The organism is Bradyrhizobium sp. 87, assembly GCF_023073015.1.
In the GTDB taxonomy this organism is placed as follows: Bacteria; Pseudomonadota; Alphaproteobacteria; order Rhizobiales; family Xanthobacteraceae; genus Bradyrhizobium; species Bradyrhizobium canariense_D.
This window is the reverse complement of the sequence record NZ_JADPIQ010000022.1, coordinates 614,896-633,411: the sequence shown is the minus strand read 5'-3', so window position 1 is coordinate 633,411 and position 18,516 is coordinate 614,896. Positions and strand designations below refer to the sequence as shown.

Genomic DNA, 18,516 nt, shown 5'->3' with positions numbered 1-18,516 from the left:
TATCGATGTGCTGCTAATCGGAGTGTTCGCGATCCAGCACAGCGTGATGGCGCGTCAGAGCTTCAAGCGCTGGTGGACGCGAATCGTGCCGGCTTCGGTCGAGCGCAGCACCTACGTGCTGTTCGCCAGCTTTGCACTGCTGTTGCTGTACTGGCAGTGGCAGCCGATCCCCACGCCGGTCTGGACCGTGAACCACCCGGTCGCGGCGGGGGCGATCGACGCCGTCTTCTGGCTGGGTTGGGTCGAGCTGGTGGTCAGCACGTTTCTTCTCAATCATTTCGAGTTGTTCGGCCTCAGCCAGGTGTTCATGCACCTGTTCGGTAAACAACCGCCCGAAGCCAAATTCCGCACGCCGTTGCTCTACCGGTATGTCCGCCATCCGATCTATCTCGGCATCCTGCTCGCAGTCTGGGCCACGCCTGCGATGACGGTCGGTCATCTGGTCTATTCGCTTGGCATCACAGCCTACATCCTGATCGGCATTCAGTTGGAAGAGCACGATCTGATCCAGCAGTTCGGCAACCGGTATCGCCGCTACCGCCGTCACGCGGCCATGCTCGTCCCGCTTTCATGCCGAAGCTTCGCCGCGTCCCAGGACGCCGACATCTGACCCGAGACGCTCGTCAAGACAGGCCAATCAGTCCGCAAGCAGGGGTGGATTCAAGCGGCGCGGCGTCCGGTCGCAGCCGTATCGACACGGCCAGGGCGGCGTGCGCATCGCGTTCTGATCAACTCATTTCAACCTGCGGCGTCCGGCCAAGAGGATCACCGACCGCATGACCATCCTCCATTTGAAGGATGGCCGATATTCCCTGCGGCTCCGGTGGGACACGATCAAAATGATTTGAGCGCGATACCGGCTCGCTATCAGCGGAAAAGCTTAAAGTTGTCTCACAGCTATCCTCACACCGGGGGCGCGTCTTCGAATGAACAGGGTTTCACATCCGCGGTCGGTTTCGGAATCGTCGAAAGACAATTCAGATGATCAGCAGCAACTGAGCGACCTGATCAGCGTCATCTACGATGCCGCCATCGATCCCTCTCGTTGGGAAGACGCCATCGTCAGCATCGTGCAATTCGTTGGCGGCGCAGCAGGCGGGCTGTTCTGCAAGGACGTCGGTGTCCAGCACGCCACGGTGCCCCATCGCTTTGGATTTGACGTGCCGTTGCGGGTCGAACTCTTTCGGCAGATTTATTCCTCCGCGGAGGGGCACTTTCTCGGTGACCTCGAGCAGCCGATCGCGACGACCGATTTGATGTCTTTCGCAGCACTCACCCAGAGTGAACTATACCGGCAGTGGGCCGAGCCCCAGGGGCTTGTCGATTTTGTCAGCGCGGTTGTCGACAGGACCACGGTCAGCACAGCTATTTTCGGGGTCTTCCGCCACCGGCGAAATGGGCTCGTCGACGAGCACGCGCGCCGGCAAATGAGGCTGATCGCGCCGCATATCAGGCGTGCCGTCGTGATCGGCAAGATGTTCGAGTTCAAGGCCGCTGAACTCGCGACGTTCGTTGACACGCTGGACGGGCTCGGTGCTGGCATGTATCTCGTCGATCCCGGTGGACGTCTCATTCACGCCAATACGGCCGGCAATGCCATTCTCGACGCTCGTGATATTCTGAGTTCCGTGGGCGGGCGGCTGGTCGCCAGCGATCCTCAGGTCGACCGCACCCTGCGAGATGTCTTCGCCACCGCGGGGCAGGGCGATGCCGCACTTGGTATAAGGGGCATCGCGTTGCCGCTGACCGGCAGGGAGGGCGACCGCTATGTGGCCCATGCATTGCCCCTCACGTCAGGCGCGCGTCGGCGTGCTGGTATTGTTTACACCGCCACGGCGGCCTTGTTCGTTCGCAAGGCGTCGCTGGCGGTTGCTTCTATTCCCGGAGCCATCGGCAGCGCGTTCAAGCTGACGCCGACCGAACTCCGCGTGTTGCTGGCCATCGTCGAGGTCGGTGGCGTTCCTGAGGTCGCTATGGCGTTCGGGGTCGCCGATAGCACGGTTAGGACGCATGTCAGCCGGTTGTTTGAAAAAACAGGCACCGCGCGCCAGGCGGATCTCGTCAAGCTGGTTGCAGGCTATACGACGCCCCTGGCGGGATAGGAGAGAGGGCGCTCATTGCAGCACCCAGAAGCAGCAAATATTTGCGCGCTCCTCCCACATTCGCAGGACGACACCCAAGCAGTGGTTGTTCAGGATGGCATGCGTCCGGCCAGCATGCAGTGGGTAGGTGATCAGGCGTCCCTGCCTCGCCGCATCTGGACAGGACTTGGGAGCGCAGCATGTCCATTGAAGTCGAGGGCACGGTTTCTGCGGCGGGGCACGGACGTCAAGCAGGGGCGGCGGCGCGCAGAATAGTGATTTGTGCCCTGGCGGCGACAGGAATCCTTGCGACCAACATCTTCTTGCCTTCGCTGCCGGTCATCGCGGACGATTTGCATGTATCCAGCGCGGCGGTCACGTCGGCCTTCACGATCTTTCTGGCGATTTTCGCCATAGGGCAATTGATTGCCGGCCCGCTGTCGGACCGGTTCGGGCGACGCATGCCGATTCTGATAGGGCTCGGAATTTTCATCGCCGGTACGATCTGGTGCGCTTTCGCGCGCGATCTATCGAGCCTGCTGATCGGCCGATCAATGCAGGCTTGCGGCGCATGTGCGGCTTCGGTGCTTTCACGTGCGATCGCCCGGGATCTGTTCGATGGCCAGGCACTTGCAAAGGTCATGGCCTCGATCACCATGGCAACCGCGGCCGCCCCAGGCTTTTCACCGCTGCTGGGGAGTGCGCTCGATCTATTCTTTGGCTGGCGCTCGGAATTTGCCTTTGTCGCGGCCTTCGCGCTCTGCACGGCTTTGGCCTATGCGACCTTCGTCGGCGAAACCAATGACGGCGCGCGTCGTTCTCTGAATCCGCTCAAAATTGCCGGCTTCTATCTGGAGCTTGTTCGGGATCGCCGGTTCGTTGCGCCTGCTAGAACCGCTGGACTGGTGATGGCCGGTCTTTTCGCGATTTTCTCCAGCGCGCCGCGGGTGCTGCTCGAATCGTTTGGATTCTTGCCAATCAAACTTGGTGAGCTATTTGCGGGCGTGGTCTTCCTGGTGTTTGCGGCCGGCATGCTGGCGCCTAGGCTATCGGCGCGGGTTGGTTCCTGCCGTGCGACGTCGGTCGGCTTGGGACTAACCGTCCTCGGAGGCGCCGGGCTGCTTTGCGCGGTGCTGCTCGCGAACGGCGCGCTGCTGCCATTTCTGTTAGCGGCTTCCGTCTTTCTGTTCGGCGTGGGAATAGTGAGCCCGCTGTCGAGCGCGGCAGCGCTGTCGCCGTTTGGCAGCAAGGCCGGTATCGCCGCAGCCCTGTTCGGATTCTCGCAAATGGCGGGCGCTGCATGCGGTGCCTCTCTCGCGGCGATTGTCGCCAGCGATCCGGCCGTCGGGCTAGGAATCGTGCTGACAGTAACGTCGCTCGTGGCGGTTATCCTTCACGAGCGGCGCTAATCTGAGGTGGATCTTGCCGAGAACACAATGGGTTTGGTGTGAGGTTCTTTGCGGCGCCCTGGCATGCCACTATTGTCGAGCGGCGATGGCCGTGATCTCGAGTTTGACGCCGGGACCGAGATCCGCCACGCCGATTGCGGCGCGCGCCGGCAGATGAGCCTCTGCAAAATGCGCCTTCCAGGCCGCGTTGAAGTCTGCCTTCTCCTTGAGGCTCGTCATGTAGATGGTCACCTGCAAGACGTTGCTCAGATCGGATCCGAGGGTCTTGAGCAGCTGCGCCAACTGCCCGAGGACGTCATTTGCCTGGCCCGACATGTCGAGGCTCGTGTCCTCTGGGACGATTCCACCGATGTAGAGCACGCCATGATGCTCGACCACTTCGTGGAGCAGACCCTCGTAGGGCAAGACGCGCTTGATCATGATGGGACCGATGTTGTGTGTGACGGGCGGCATATCGCACATTTCAATGTCAGTGTCGTCGCAAAGAGATCTCGCGCCAAGTCTCACCGAAAGACGGACCGCGCGGCTCTGAATGCAACCGACTAAAGCGTTGAAAATAAAAGCAAAATTGGACGAAAAATCGCCGCCGGGTCGTTCCTGCGAACGTTCGCCAATCTGTCCTTGCACGAGCGCCCGGCATTTTCGCCGGCCCTGACCCGACGACATCGAAGCGCGGATCGCTATACTGCGACGCGGATGACATCGGTGCGGCCGGGACAGTGCCGCGACCGGAACAAGGAATGCGACGATGGACGATACGATTGGCTTCCCCGACCCCGGCCTCGACCTGTCCGACGGCTTCAAGCCGCACACCTCGCATTGGGGCGTGTTCTCGGCACGTCAAGGCGAGGCCGGGCTCGAGGTCAGGGCCTATGCGGGCGATCCCGATCCGAACCGCATCATCGACAATTTTCCCGGCGCGCTACGCCATCAGGCGCGCATCACCCAGCCGGCGATCCGCCGCGGCTGGCTCGAACGCGGTCCGGGTCCGGACGATCGCCGCGGCCGCGATGAATTCGTATCCGTCAGCTGGGAAAAGGCGCTCGATCTGCTCGGCGACGAGCTGGCACGCATCCGTGATACGCGCGGCCCCGGCGCGGTGTTCGGCGGCTCCTATGGCTGGTCGAGCGCGGGCCGCTTCCACCACGCCCAGAGCCAGGTGCATCGCTTCCTCAACATCGCCTTGGGCGGCTATGTGCGCTCGGTGAACTCCTATTCCTCCGGCGCGTCCTCGGTGCTGCTGCCGCAGATCCTCTGCGGCTACGAGGATATCACCAAGCGCAATGTCACCTGGGAGCAGATCGCGGCTGATACCGACATCGTGCTGGCGTTCGGCGGCATGGCGCTGAAGAACTCGATGGTCGCAGGCGGCTCGATCAGCAAGCATGTCGAGCGCGGCGCGATGGAAGCTGCGCGCCGCCGCGGCTGCGCGTTCATCCTGGTCAGCCCGTTGCGCGAAGACCTGCCCGTCGAGGCCGGCGCCGAGTGGATGACCTGCGTGCCCGGGACCGACACCGCGCTGATGCTCGGCATCGTTCATACGCTGATCGCGGAGAACCTGCACGACCAGGCCTTCCTCGATCGCTACACCGAGGGCTGGCCAGTCTTCCTGCGCTATCTCACCGGCGAGAGCGACGGCCAACCCAAGCACGCCGAATGGGCCGCCGCGGTCTGCGGCGTCGACACCGACACAATCCGCAAGCTGGCGCGCCGGCTCGCCGGCAAGCGCGCGCTCATCACCGTCTCTCATTCGCTCCAGCGCGCCGAGCATGGCGAGCAGCCGGTGTGGATGGGCATGGTGCTGGCGGCAGCGCTCGGCCAGATCGGCCTCTCCGGCGGCGGCTACGCCTATTCGTTGGGGGCAATCGGCTATTACGGTCGCCGCGTCAACGACGTGCCGGGGCCGACATTAGGGCAGGGCCGCAACGCTGTCCGCGATTTCATTCCGGTGGCGCGCATCGCCGACATGCTGCTCAATCCCGGCAGCGCCTATCGCTACAACGGCGAGACGCGCACCTATCCGGATATCCGCCTTGTCTACTGGGCCGGCGGCAATCCCTTCCATCACCACCAGGACATCAACCGCCTGCGCAAGGCGTTTGCGAAAGTCGACACGCTGGTCGTGCACGAGCTCGCATGGACTGCCACGGCCCGGCATGCCGACATCGTGCTGCCCTCGACGATGACGCTCGAACGCGAAGACATCGGCTATTCCAGCAACGATCCCCTGATGGTCGCGATGCACCGGATCGCCGAGCCGTTCGGCCTTGCGCGCGACGACTACGAGATCTTCGCCGATCTTGCCGACCGTCTCGGTGCGCGCGAGCCCTTCACCGAGGGGCGGACGTCACGTCAGTGGCTGGAACATCTTTATGAGCCGACCCGCGCCTCGCTCGAAGCGCGCGGCCTGGAAGCGCCGAGCTTCGAAGAGTTCTGGCGGCGCGGCAGCCTGGTGGTGCCGCAGCAGCCCGACGACGGTGGCCGGCTGCGCCGCTTCCGCGACGATCCCGTCAATCATGCTTTGCCCACGCCGAGCGGTCGCATCGAAATATTCTCTGCCAAGATCGCAGGTCATGGTGATGCGGATTGCCCGGGCCATCCGGTCTGGCTGGAGAAGTCCGACACGCCCAAGCCGGGGGCGCCGTGCTTCCTGGTCGCCAACCAGCCCGTGACGCGTCTGCATAGCCAGCTCGATTTCGGCGGACATTCGCTTCAAAGCAAACATCGCGGCCGCGAGGTCGCGCGCATGAACCCGCAGGACGCAGACGCACGCGGGATCAAGCACGGCGACATCATCCGGCTGTTCAACGCGCGCGGCGCCTGTCTCGCCGCGGTCCACGTCACCGACGGCATCGCGCTCGGCGTGGTCCAGCTCCCGACCGGCGCCTGGTACGACCCGATGGACCCCGAAGACGACGCGCCGCTCTGCGTGCACGGCAATCCGAACGTGCTCACCCGCGACGTCGGCACGTCGTCCTTTGCGCAAGGCTGCACCGGTCAGCTCACGACAGTCGAGGTCGAGAAGTTCACCGGCAATCTGCCGCCGATCCGGGCTTTCGATCCGGTGTAGAAAAAAAGGGGCCGTCCTGTGTGGGTGCAGGGACGGCCCCGAGTGGCTCGCAGGCCCGGGAGGATGAGGGCGCGAGCGAATGCTTACGCGGCTGCGCTGATCCAGTCCCTCTCCGTAGCAGGACGACGCGGCGGGAGTGCTTGCACCTCTCGCCGTTCGCCCTTGCTGGCGAGGCGCCAGCGTGCCGGGGATTGATCGGTGATGCGCTTGAAGACAGTCGAAAAATGCGCCTGCGTGCTGAAGCCGACGGCGAGTGCGATCTCGGCCAGCGGCCGCTCGGTGGTCGCCAGCAACGTCTTGGCCTGCTCGATCCGGTGATTGAGCAGATATTCGCGGGGGCGATAACCGGTCGCGACGCGGAATTGCGCCGCAAAGTGCATTCTGGACAGGCCGGCGACATTGGCGAGCTCGGACAGGCTGATGCAGCGGTGGAAATGATCGGCGATATATTGCTCGACGCGCCGCAGCCGCCATTTCGGCAGGGCATTGACCTTGGCGCGTGGCAATTCCAGCCGCGCCAGATGCATCGCGAGGGTTTGGCCAATGCAGCGCGTGAACTCGTGGTCCGCGGCGTCGCCAAGTTCGATCAGCGCCTTGGCAAGCTCGGCCGCGAGCGGATCGCGCAACAGGACGAGATCATTCAAACCTTCAGTTCCGGAAAATTGTGCCGGAAATTGATCCGCGGAGATGTAAAAGTGCAAGAAGGCGCATGGCGACTGGAATTGTACGGCGAGGGGCTTTGACGGCGCGGTGAGATACAGTGTGCCCGCGGGCATGGTCCCGTCGAAAATGACCTGGCGATCCCGGGTCAGTTTCGCGCGCGTGGTCTTGAGGGCGATGCCGACGAAATAGCGATCCTCGGGCGTCGTCGCTTGGTGCGACGAGGTGCTCCGCGGGTCTTCCCATCGCGAGATCGCGATGTCCTCGGCCGCCGCTCCCGTGCGCGGATCGATCTGACGCCATTGACGCTCCCGAATGATCGCGTGTGTTGCCCGGGGGAACTCGCAATCCCCCGAGGTGCCCGGAAATTCAATCCAGGCATCACCTGCCTGCAAATTGGTCAACATCGTTCGTCCTCTCCGGGCGTTCTCCGCTGTTTGCAACCAGCAAACGCGCAAAGCCCACGTTTTCCATGGTGAGAGGATAGGCGTGAGCTGACCTGCAAGCTCGTTAGTGGTGATTAGGATGTGTTAGTTTTTGTGGGAGCGCATCAGGTGCGGCATCCCGTCTCAGGAAGCGTCGTTTTTGTACAGTTTATCAGACATTTGCGTATCCCCGACACGACTCAGGAGAGCACCGGTCATGGCGTGGAGATCGATGTGGAGGTGTGAGTTCTGTGGGTTGCCCTCGCTGGACCTCGCACTGGCGCCGGGTATAGTCGCGCCGCATTTCGCTGGAGCGGCCGTCAAGATGAGCCAAAAGTGATCGAGCTCTCGGCAGGACAGGGCCCCCGCGGCCGCGACGCCGCGGCGATCCCAGATTTCGATGCCGTCGCGTTCGGGCCATTTTCGCTGCGGTCGCGGCTGCTGGAGAAGGATGGCTTGCCGGTCAGGCTCGGCAGCCGTGCGATGGATATTTTGCGCCTGCTGGTCAGTCGCGCCGGCGAAGTGGTCCCGAAGAACGAAATTCTCGGCTATGCGTGGTCCGGACTTTTCGTCGAGGAGGTCAGCCTGCGCGTCCATGTCGCGGAGCTGCGCAAGGTGCTCGGCGACGGAAAGGATGGTGCCCGCTACATCACCAACATCCCGGGCCGGGGCTATTGCTTTGTCGCGCCCGTGCGGCGTGGCGGGCGCGCGGAGGTGGCTACACCGGCGTCGCGTGTGCCTGAAAGGGCCGCGCCGCCACCGTCGCTACCGCGCCGATTGGACCGGATGGTCGGGCGAGAGGACGCCGTGGCCGAGTTGGCAGCGCGCTTGCTCCGCGATCGCTTCGTCACGCTGCGAGGGCCGGGCGGCATCGGAAAGACCACCGTTGCGACTGCGCTCGCGCACGAGATGTGCGATAGCTTCGACGGCAACGTCCATTTCCTCGAATTCGGTCCGCTCAAGGACGGAGCGCTGGTCGCGAGCACGGTTGCAGCCGCGTTGGGCCTCGTCGTGCACCACGAGGACCCCTCGGCCAGCATCGTCAATTTCCTGCGCGGCCGCCGGCTGCTTCTCGTGCTCGACAGCTGCGAGCACGTCATCGAGGAGGTCGCGCGCCTTGCAGAAAACATCTACCGGGAGGCGCCTGGCATCGTCATCCTCGCAACCAGCCGCGAGTCGCTGCTGGTGGAAGGCGAGCAGATTTTCGAGCTCGTTTCGCTCCCCGGTCCGCCGCAGGGCACCCGCCTCAGTGCCGGCGAGGTGCTTGCTTATCCCGCCGTGCGCCTGTTCGTCGATCGCGCCGTCGCGGCGGGGCATCGCGACGACATCACCGACGAGGATGCCGAAGTCCTGGCCCGGATTTGCGGCAAGCTCGACGGCATCGCGCTGGCGATCGAGCTGGCTGCCGCACGTGTCGGTCTCTATGGACTGCGCGAGATGGCGGCGCTGCTCGACAACCGGCTGCAGCTCGAATCGCGCGGGCGGCGGACGGCGCCGCCGCGGCAGCAGACGCTCGGCGCTACGCTCGACTGGAGTTTCGGTCTGATCGGCGAGAGCGAGCGGATCGTATTTCAGCGCCTCGCCGTCTTCGCAGGTCACTTCACGTTGAGGGGCGCGATAGCAGTCGCGGCCGGGGCGGAGATGGCGGAGGATCGCGTCGTCGAGGCCCTGGAGCAACTCGTGGTGAAGTCGCTGGTTTCCACCCAGCCGGACGGCGCATCGCGGCGCTATCGCCTGCTCGACGCAACGCGTGCCTATGCCCTGCAGAAACTGGCCGACGGCGGACAGCTGGCGCAGATCGCGCATCGTCATGCTCTCTATGTTCAATGCACGCTCGAAGCGGGCATGAGGGACAAGGAGGGCGGCGATCATGCGTCACGTTTGCAGGAAAGCGCGAGCCTGCTCGCCGATGCCCGCGCTGCGCTGCAATGGGCTTATGCCAACGACGACGGCGCCGGCTTGCGCGTGCCGCTCGCCGGCAGCTGCACAAGGCTGTTCGTCGAACTCAATTTGCTGAACGAGGCCCGCATCTGGTCCGATCGCGCACTCGCAATGCTGGACGAGGCCGACCGGGGCGGCGCATGGGAGCTCGAACTTCAGTCGACGCTCGGTCACGCCTTGATGTTCACCGAACGTAACAGCGAGCAGGCGGAAGCGGCGCTCAGGCGCGGGCTGGAAATAGCGGAAGCGCTTTCCGATCACGCCAACACATTCAGGCTGTTGTCCCGGCTCAACATGTTCTACCGCCGGACCGGTCGCTATCGGCATCTGGTGCCGACTGCGCTTCACGCCGAGCGGATTGCCCGCGTCATCGGCGATACCGCGGGCATCGCCGGGAGCAAAGCGCTGCTCGGCGTGTCATATCACCTCGCCGGAGACCAGGCCGCGGCGCAGGCTCATCTCGACCAGGGCCTGCGAGACGACGCTGCGCTCCGCGGCACCCAACCCGGGCATTTCGCCTACTCACGCACACCGCAAATTCCGCTCGCGCGCGTGCTATGGCTGCGCGGCTTTCCCGATCGTGCGCTCGAATGCATCCGGCCGCTGGTCGGCGCTTCGGCGCCGCATGACGTGGTCATGCATTGTATCGCATTATGCTGGTCCGCTTCGGTATTCGGCTGGCTCGGCGACTGGTCGTCGGTCGAGGCGATGACCGGTCGTCTGACCGCGCATGCGAGCATGCACGGGCTCGTGCCTTACGAAGCCGTCGCGGCGGGTTTTCGGGCGCAGAGCATGATCGCTCGGGGCGAGGCGGCCGGCGGCGTCGACCTGATGCGGAGTGCGCTTCCACGCCTGCATGCCGACCGCTACGAACTCTATGCCTCGGCGTTCGCCGCGGATCTGTCTCGGGGCCTGGTCAGCTTGGGACAATTGACGGAAGGCATTCAGGTTCTTCACGAAACCATTCTGCGGGTCGAGCGGGAAGGCGGCGCGTTCGACATGCCCGAGCTGCTCCGTCTGCGGGGAGAGCTGGAGGTCCAGGGCGGCAATCCCGACGCGGCCGAGGCCGATCTTGTCGCCTCGATCTCGCTCGCCGAACAGCAGGGCGCGCTATCGTGGCGGCTGCGAGCCGAGATGTCGCTGGCGCGGCTTCGAACCCGGCAGCATGTGCAAAATCCGCTCGAACAGCTCGCTCAAACCTATGCCCGGTTCTCCGAAGGGTTCGAGACCGCCGATCTCATTGCAGCACGACGCATGTTGAACGAACCGGGGGCCTGAACAGTCGATACGACCGTCTCTTCTCGCTGCTGAGCGCGTCCATCAGCGCTCAACCCTTGTGTCCAGCCAGCTGCCCCAGGAAGTCGCGGACAAGCAAAGCGATCTCGTCGGTGGCTTCATCCAGCGCGAAGTGGCCGGCTTCGAGAATGTGAACCTCGGCATCCGGCACGTCGTCGCGATAGGCCGTCGCGCCTGCGACGGCGAATGACGGATCGTATTCGCCCCAGACCACCAGCGTCGGTGGCCGCGTCTGGCGCAACCAAGCCTGCCATTTCGGATAGGAGGCGACGTTGGTCCGGTAATCCAGGAACAGCGTGGTCTGAATCTCGGCCTGGCCGGGACGCGTCAGGAACGCGTATTCGTCGATCCAGGTGTCGGGGTCATAGCGCTCGGGACGCGGACTGGAGCCGAGATGCCGCTGACTCGTCGCCTCCAGGGACGTAAAGTTGGCCTTGAGCGCCTCGACCTCGTGCGCCGGGTCGGCCCAGTACTTCCTGCGCGCATTCCAGAGCGGGCTCAGCCCCTGCTCGTGCGAAACCGCGTTCTGGACGATGACACCGCGGACGCGTTCGGGATGCGCCAGCGCCATGCGGAAGCCGACAGGGCCTCCGTAGTCCTGCATGAACAGGACGTAGTCGGTGAGGCCGAGCTTCGTTGTGAGCTCGCCGATCACGGCGGCGATGTTGTCGAACGTATAGGTGAAGTCGCATGGCGGCGGCGCGCTGCTGTTGCCGAAGCCGGGATAGTCCGGCGCGATGAGATGATATTTGTCGGCGAGCAGCGGCATCAGCGGCTCCCACATCCGCGACGACGAGGGAAATCCGTGGAGCAGCAGCACCGTCGGAGCGTCGGTGGGCCCAGCCTCGCGGTAGAAAATCTCGAGACCCCGGATATCGGTCTTGTGATAGCTGATCGAGCGCCGGCTCGATCGCAGATCCTGTGCCGAGGCCTGCACGGTCGCGCAGGCCAAAGCGGCCGAGAGGGCAAGAGTGGCTGGGATGTTCATGTCATCGCTCCGAATCCGGCATGTGAAGTGAAGATGTGTCGCAAGTAGGGGACATCCGCTTGTGACGGCGGCGTCGAGAGGCACCATCGCGGGCGCCTCTCGCGATGTGCCGCATCTGGGCTTTACGACGCGCGCGCCAGCGGCTCGCCCTTCAGGGCGGCGAGCAGGGCCTGCGCGGCCGGACCCGAGGAGTGCGGGTTCTGGCCCGTGATCAAGAGGCCGTCGGTGACGACGTGAACGCCCCAGTTTGCCGTCTTCGAGAAGACGGCGCCAAGCTTCAGCATTTCGTCTTCGACCAGGAAAGGCACCACCTTGGTGAGGCCGACGTCCTCCTCTTCACCATTGGTGAAACCGGTCACCTCCTTGCCCTGAACCAGGGGCTTGCCGTCGGGCGTCTTGACGTGGCGCAGCGCACCAGTCGAATGGCAGACCACGGCGACTGTCTTGCCGGCGGCAAGGAAGGATTCGATGAGCTTGACCGAGTCCTTGTCCTCGGCGAGGTCCCACATCGGGCCGTGACCGCCGGGATAGAAGACGGTGTCGAAATCTTCCTGCTTGACGCTGTCGAGGCGAACCGTCTTGTCGAGTTGGGCTTCGGCGGCGACGTCGGCCTCGAAGCGTAGCGTCAGGTCGGTGCGGAATTCGCGCTCGTTGCTCTTGGGGTCAAGCGGCGGACGGCCGCCTTTCGGCGAGGCGAGGGTGATCTCGGCCCCGGAATCCCTGAAGATGAAATAGGGGGCGGCGAGCTCCTCGAGCCAGAAGCCCGTCTTGCGCCCGGTGTTGCCGAGCTGGTCGTGCGAGGTGATGACCATCAATATTTTCATGACCGTTCTCCTTGAGTGCGTTTGCTGCGATGACGCGCTCCATTGCGGTGGAGATGCGCGGAGCTGGGTCTCGTTCGAGCACGTCACGTCGTTCGTTGCTCGCGAACCCAATCTGCGCTCAAGGCCGACTGTTGGCTCGTTATGTATTGTTAGACGTTGAGAGTTGGAGATATCGCGCGGGCCGCTACTCGAAGACGGCGTCAAAGATCTCGACATCCATCAGCACGGGCTTGGCGACCACGGTTCCGTCGGGCCGCAGCGTCTGCGCGCGTCGGAGCGTCGGCACCACGATGCCGCCGAAGCTGTCATGGGCCCAGGAGTAATGCGCGACTTTCATTCCGAACAGATCGTGATCGGTCCGCCGTTGCAATGCGTTCTCGTCGAGATAGAAGATCTGTTCGGGCGCGAGCGTGATCAGGCTCGGTGGGAATTGCGCCCGCAGCCGCCGCCATGACTCGTTATTCTCCTGCCACGGCGGCAGCTCCTCCACCAAGACATCGGGATGGGCGAGCAGGAATGGATTGGTCAGATAATTCCAGATCGCGACGCCGCAGAAGAAGACGAGATGCAGCTCGCCCGCGAGCGCGGGCGAACCGGCCTCGGTGAACGCAAGACTCGGATTGCGCCAGGTCCGCAGAATCTCACCTTCGAGGCTTTCGATCGTGATCGCGTCCGGCTGAAACGAGCCGGAGTGTTCGCCTCCGGTGATGCCGGTGAAGCGGACCGATTGCGTGCGGGTCGAGCCCTCCGCCGTCACGTCCTTGAATTCGCTGGCATGTCCGGTGCTGGAGAACAGCGTTCCCGCGACGGAGAGGTGAAGCGTGAACCGGCTCAAGCTATTCCAGCGGGCCATTCCGCCGCTGGCATCAATTACATCGTCAAGAAGCGCCATGTCCCGCCATATCCACCATGAAGTGCCACCACCATGGCGGGGCGGATGCGGCTTGGCGTGTTAGAATTTGTTAGGAGTTGCGAGCGGATAGCCTTGCGGTATCTCATTGAAGATACTCTCAATTCAGCGCCGCAAGGAGCTCCCTGGCGGCGACGAGATCACGGGTCTGGAGGCCCTCCTGGTACCGCGCGACGAGGGGGGCGAGCAGGGCGCGTGCGTCGGCGGCTTTTCCGGCCCCGCGCCAAACCCGGCCGAGACTAATTGCCCCCCGCAGCTCCCAGCCGAGCGCGCTTTGGCGGCGTGACAGATCGAGCGAGTCCAGGAAGCAGCTTTCGGCTTCCGCGGCATTGCCCGACCGGGCGAGGATGTCGCCCTTGACCCTGAGCATCTCCGGCATGTCGAAGGATTCGCCATGATCGGGGATCTCTGCGATGGCATCGTTGATGGTCTGCAAGGCTTCGTCGGCCTGGTTCTGCGCCACAAGTCCCTCCGCGAGCGCGGTCGCAAACACCGTGGTCATGATCCGGTGTCGCGTCGCGTACAGCGTGGCCTGGCTGCGGCGGAGGTGCTCGATGCCGGCGGCGACGTCGCCGCGGCGAAGCAGCAGCTCACCCTTCTGGCCGATGCCGACCGCGTGATAGGGCCCGAGGAAGTGGCGCGCGGAATGATCGATCAGCCGCTCGATCAGGATTTCCGCATTGGCCAAGTCGCCGACCCAGAGGAACACGTAGATGGTCCAGATCAAGGAAATACCGAGAGTGAGCGGCTGTTCGAGCAGTTCGGCTTCGCGAACGGTGTATCTCGACGCCTCGATCGCACGATCGGGCCGGCCGGTGAGCCAAAGCCCGCGTGCCAGCGCCACCAGTGCGACGATGCGGTCGTCATAGCCGAGATGGCCGATATTCAGCCGCTGCGAGCCGGGATTATGCAACATCGCGCTCTCGCAGAGCTGCACCGCCTTGTCCTGGTTGCCGATCAAATGATGGGCGACGCCCAGCATCCATTCGACGTTCAGCGTGCTGGCGGGATCGTTCAGCTTCCGCGCGACGCTCTCGCCCTGTTCCCCGGTTCCGAGTGCTCCGTGAAAATCTCCGACCCTGGTGAGATAGATGTGCAATCCGCGGAGCAGCCAGAGCTGCCAGTGCAAATCCTGGAGCTCCTGGGCAAGCTGGAGACTGCGCGTGAATGCCGAGCGGACCGCTTCGGTATTGCCCTGCGTGAACATCGCGGAGACGCCGAGCGCGGCCTGCAAGATCATTTCATTGCGGCCATCCACCGCGCTCGCGTCGAGGGACGCCAGCGCCTGCTGGGTCCAGCGGTAGCATTCCGTCAGCAATGTCAGCTCAAGGAAGAATTGCGCCGCTGACGCCGCCAGATCCACGCCGATCGTTCGGTCCCCGCCGTCCGAAAAGCTCCAGGTCAGCGCGGCCCTGACGTTGGGCAGGTGGTCGGCATAAGGAAGGAAGCCGCCGGCGCTCTGCATGCCCGTGGATTTGACGGCGATGTCGCGCAGGAAGTCGCGGAAATATTCGGCATGGGCACGTGCGACGCGGTCCGCTTCGCCGTTCTCGACGAGCTTCTCCGCGACGAAGGCACGTGTGGTGTCGAGCAGGCGATAGCGCAGCCGCCGCTCCGCAGGCGAGGTCGCGATCAGCGATTTGGAAAGCAGATTGGAGATCGCCTCGGCGGCTTCTGCTTCGCCAATGCCCTGACAGGATGCGACCGCAAGCGCGGCTTCCAGGGTGAATGGCCCGACGAATGCCGACAATCCGCGCAGCGTTGCGCTTTCGGTTGCCGGCAGCAAATCATAGCTCCAGGCGAGTGCCGCACTCAGGGTGTGGTGCCGCGGCACAGCGGTGCGCCGCCCGCGCCACAGCAGCGAGAAACGGCTGTCGAGCAGAGAGGCCGTCCCAGCGATGCCATAGGCATTCACGCGCCCGGCCGCGAGCTCGATGGCGAGCGCGATGCCGTCCAGCCGACGGCAGATATCGGCGACGAGCGGCGCATCCTCTTCGCTGAGCTCGAATTCGCTCAGACTCTCTGCGATGCGTTCCACGAAGAGCTGAGTTGCAGGATAGGCAAGGATGTCGGCGATGCCGAGCCCGTCGCGCTGTGGCGGGCAATCCAATGGAAACAGCCGATGGACACGCTCACCTTCGGCGCGGAAAGATTCGCGGCTGGTGGCGAGAATATGCAGCTCGCCCGCTTCCCGGACGATGCGCTCGGCCAGGGGGGCGAGATCGTCGAGGATGTGCTCGCAACTGTCGAACACCAGCAACATCCGCCGGCTGCGCAGGAATGCCAGCAACCCCGGCATCGGGTCGTCGGAATTGACTGTCAGGCCCAGCGCGGCCGCAATCGTTCCCGTAACGAGCCGGGTCTCCCTCAGTGCGCCGAAATCGACAAAACACACTTGGCCGTCGAAGGCCTGGAACTCGCGATGCGCGACCGCCAGTGCGACCGAGGTCTTGCCGATCCCGCCGGGGCCCACGATCGTGACGAAGCGATGCAAGGCAAGCTCGGCGGAAATCTTCTCGACCGCATCGTCTCGCCCGATCATCTTCGCGAGCGGCGAGGGCAGCGAGCGCGGCGCAGCAACGGGCAGGCTGGTCCGGTTCTCCGATGGGGCGGCCCGGAGCAGCGCGGCCGTGAAGCAATAACCCCGTCCGGGGACGTTGACGACGTAGCGGGAGCCTTCGCCCGGATCGCCCAAGGCCTTGCGCAGCGTCGTGATGTGAAAGCGCAGGCTGCCTTCGTCCACATTCACGTCGGCCCAGACCCGCCGCATCAACTCACGCTTGTCCACGACCTCGCCCGCGCGCTCGGCGAGAAAAACGAGAATGTCGAGCGCACGGCCACCGAGGTGAACCGGGGCGCCGTCCTTCTCGAGCAGCCGCGTCTTTGCGAACAGCCGGAATGGCCCGAAAGCAATGGCCGAATCCTGGTCGTTAGTGTCCGGCACGGGCCAATCATTCCAGTGAGAGCTGAACTCTGCACTTTGATCTAGCAGAAGGGAACCCTGAGTAAACTGGCCGAAAGTGGCGAAATCGCGTGGAGGGTGCCGGCAATTGGCCGGTCGCGCGCGACGATCCGTCGCAAATTGTACTCAACGCGAGCCTCTTTCGAAGCGATCGGGACAACCCGGCAGTGTGCTTGACCGACCAGCTCACGTTCGGAGTGCCCGTCGTCGTACCCCATCATAACAGAATCTTGCAACGTCTAACGAGCAATGCGCGCGAACTGCATCCAGTATCTGTTCCGAGTTTGACGCTAATTCCAACGGGGAGGCTACGATGTCCGGTATCAATGCTCGGCCGAATGACGACGTCGTTCGATCTCAATTTGTGGCCAGTTTAGACGATCAGTCGCGTGACTGGGAGCTCGTGCTGCGGGAATCCCACCATCGGATGAAGAATACGCTGACGATACTCGGTGCGTCAGTCCGCCGCGATTTCACCAGAACGGGTACCAGGGATGTGTCGCTTGCAGCGGACCGGCTCGAGCGGCGCATTGTCGCCTTCGGCAGGCTCTATCAACTCTTGTCCGACAATGACGACCATACGGCGATCCCGGTGGCGGCCTTCTTCGAAAATCTGTGCGGAGCGATTTCCGAGGCCGTGCTGGAGCCGGCGGGCATCCGCTGCGAGGCTGCAATTGAAAGCGGCACGCTGCCGGCGTCGCAATGCCATCGGCTCGCGCTGATGCTGACGGAGCTGGTAACGAATGCGGCCAAGCATGCCTTCCCGAACAGGAATGACGCACTGATCCGCATCGAGACGGCCAATCGCGACGGCGCCTGGTTCTGCACGGTAATAGACAACGGGATCGGCGCGACGGGCCGCTTCAGGGCACCGGCAGCCGGATTCTCGAAGGACTCGCACGCAGCATTCACGCCCGGCTGCAGGGCGAGGCGGGAGAGGACGGCACACGCGTAACCATCGTGATGCCGATCGCAGCTGCTTGAAGCTCGTCTTAAATCCAACCCAGGGAGTTCGACATGGCCACTACCGAAATCGACCGCGACGCCGCGGCCAAGCCTTCCAACAAGCCTTCCAACAAGTCTGCCAACGAGCCTTCGGTATCGCGTAGCGTTGATCAGAGGCTCGAGGTGATCGTGATCCCCGTGTCCGATGTTGATCGCGCCAAGGCCTTCTACGCGCGTCTCGGTTGGCGACTGGACGCCGATTTTGCCTCTGGCGATGATTGGCGCGTGATCCAGTTCACGCCGCCAGGTTCGGCCTGCTCGGTGATTTTTGGCAGGAACGTGACGGCGGCAGCGCCGGGCTCGGTGCGAGGCCTCTACCTGATCGTCTCCGATCTGGAGGCGGCGCGAAAGGATCTGCTGGACCGCGGCGTCGAGGTCAGCGCTCCATTCCACGGTGCCGGCGATGTTCACGCGGGGACCGACGAGCCTTATCTCTCCGGCAGCGTTCGGGTGAGCGGTGCTGACCCGAAGCGCGGCAGCTACGGCTCATATGCGTCGTTCAGCGATCCCGACGGCAATGGCTGGTTGTTCCAGGAGGTCACGACGCGATTGCCGGGACGGATCGCGGGCGACGGCACGACATTCGCTTCGCAGGCTGCGCTGGCCGCAGCACTGCGCCGCGCGGCGGCGGCCCATGGCGAGCACGAAAAGCGGACCGGCGGGCACGACGAGAACTGGGCCGATTGGTACGCCGATTACATCGTCCGCGAACAGGCGGGCCAGCCGCTGCCATCCTGAGCTGGGCAGCACGGATTCTTCGACTGATGCAAGCCGACACGGCGCGCGATGACTGAGCTCATCGCGCGCCGTGTTGTTTTGGCGGCGCGCGTCGCGAGTCGACGATCGCTCTCCTCGGTGTCGCGCGGCTCGCAACGGCTAACGCGCTCTAACAACCCATAACGAGCAAATTGCCAGGGCCTGCGCCAATCTCTCGGCATGGCGAAC

General features: G+C 63.9%; 12 protein-coding genes and 1 pseudogene. 7 read left to right on the top strand and 6 right to left on the bottom strand.

Annotated features, from left to right (window positions below):
* Positions 1-7: 7 nt before the first annotated feature.
* From mddA to IVB50_RS07490, 3 genes are all read left to right on the top strand, one after another.
* Positions 8-610 carry a methanethiol S-methyltransferase gene (gene mddA, locus IVB50_RS07500; protein ID WP_346771296.1) on the top strand — a complete coding sequence of 201 codons (603 nt, stop codon included), beginning with the start codon at positions 8-10 and terminating at the stop codon, positions 608-610.
* Between the two features lie 316 nt (positions 611-926).
* The gene (locus IVB50_RS07495; protein ID WP_018460355.1) at positions 927-2,102 is read left to right on the top strand and encodes a helix-turn-helix transcriptional regulator; all 1,176 of its coding nucleotides are present in this window, start codon (positions 927-929) and stop codon (positions 2,100-2,102) included.
* 179 nt (positions 2,103-2,281) lie between these two features.
* On the top strand, positions 2,282-3,490 hold the full coding sequence (locus IVB50_RS07490) for a multidrug effflux MFS transporter (protein ID WP_026234011.1): 1,209 nt from the start codon (positions 2,282-2,284) through the stop codon (positions 3,488-3,490).
* Positions 3,491-3,559: 69 nt separating this feature from the next.
* Here IVB50_RS07490 and IVB50_RS07485 read toward each other — a convergent pair whose 3' ends face one another.
* Complete coding sequence (locus tag IVB50_RS07485) at positions 3,560-3,910, bottom strand: RidA family protein (RefSeq protein ID WP_026234010.1); 351 nt, start codon at positions 3,908-3,910, stop codon at positions 3,560-3,562.
* Positions 3,911-4,238: 328 nt separating this feature from the next.
* Here IVB50_RS07485 and IVB50_RS07480 point away from each other — a divergent pair, with 328 nt between their 5' ends.
* A complete protein-coding gene (locus tag IVB50_RS07480) occupies positions 4,239-6,560 on the top strand; it encodes a molybdopterin guanine dinucleotide-containing S/N-oxide reductase (protein WP_018460352.1) in 2,322 nt (773 codons plus the stop codon).
* Between the two features lie 83 nt (positions 6,561-6,643).
* Here the strand turns inward: IVB50_RS07480 and IVB50_RS07475 are convergent, their stop codons facing one another.
* The gene (locus IVB50_RS07475; RefSeq protein ID WP_018460351.1) at positions 6,644-7,627 is read right to left on the bottom strand and encodes an AraC family transcriptional regulator; all 984 of its coding nucleotides are present in this window, start codon (positions 7,625-7,627) and stop codon (positions 6,644-6,646) included.
* Positions 7,628-7,981: 354 nt separating this feature from the next.
* Between IVB50_RS07475 and IVB50_RS07470 the strand changes: the two genes are divergently transcribed.
* Entirely contained in the window at positions 7,982-10,864 is a 2,883-nt protein-coding gene (locus IVB50_RS07470; protein WP_247295124.1) for a winged helix-turn-helix domain-containing protein, read from the top strand.
* A gap of 49 nt (positions 10,865-10,913) precedes the next feature.
* Here the strand turns inward: IVB50_RS07470 and IVB50_RS07465 are convergent, their stop codons facing one another.
* The 4 genes from IVB50_RS07465 to IVB50_RS07450 form a co-directional block, all read right to left on the bottom strand.
* Positions 10,914-11,870: an alpha/beta fold hydrolase gene (locus IVB50_RS07465; protein WP_026234009.1), complete on the bottom strand. Its 957-nt coding sequence runs from the start codon at positions 11,868-11,870 to the stop codon at positions 10,914-10,916.
* A gap of 122 nt (positions 11,871-11,992) precedes the next feature.
* A complete protein-coding gene (locus IVB50_RS07460) occupies positions 11,993-12,694 on the bottom strand; it encodes a type 1 glutamine amidotransferase domain-containing protein (RefSeq protein ID WP_085384006.1) in 702 nt (233 codons plus the stop codon).
* A 184-nt stretch (positions 12,695-12,878) separates the two neighbouring features.
* A complete protein-coding gene (locus IVB50_RS07455) occupies positions 12,879-13,586 on the bottom strand; it encodes a hypothetical protein (protein WP_247295123.1) in 708 nt (235 codons plus the stop codon).
* A gap of 118 nt (positions 13,587-13,704) precedes the next feature.
* A complete protein-coding gene (locus IVB50_RS07450; protein ID WP_018460345.1) occupies positions 13,705-16,548 on the bottom strand; it encodes a winged helix-turn-helix domain-containing protein in 2,844 nt (947 codons plus the stop codon).
* 331 nt (positions 16,549-16,879) lie between these two features.
* Here IVB50_RS07450 and IVB50_RS07445 point away from each other — a divergent pair.
* Both IVB50_RS07445 and IVB50_RS07440 read left to right on the top strand, forming a co-directional pair.
* Positions 16,880-17,550, top strand: a pseudogene (locus IVB50_RS07445) (sensor histidine kinase).
* A 33-nt stretch (positions 17,551-17,583) separates the two neighbouring features.
* A complete protein-coding gene (locus IVB50_RS07440; protein WP_018460343.1) occupies positions 17,584-18,309 on the top strand; it encodes a VOC family protein in 726 nt (241 codons plus the stop codon).
* The last annotated feature ends 207 nt before the right edge of the window (positions 18,310-18,516 follow it).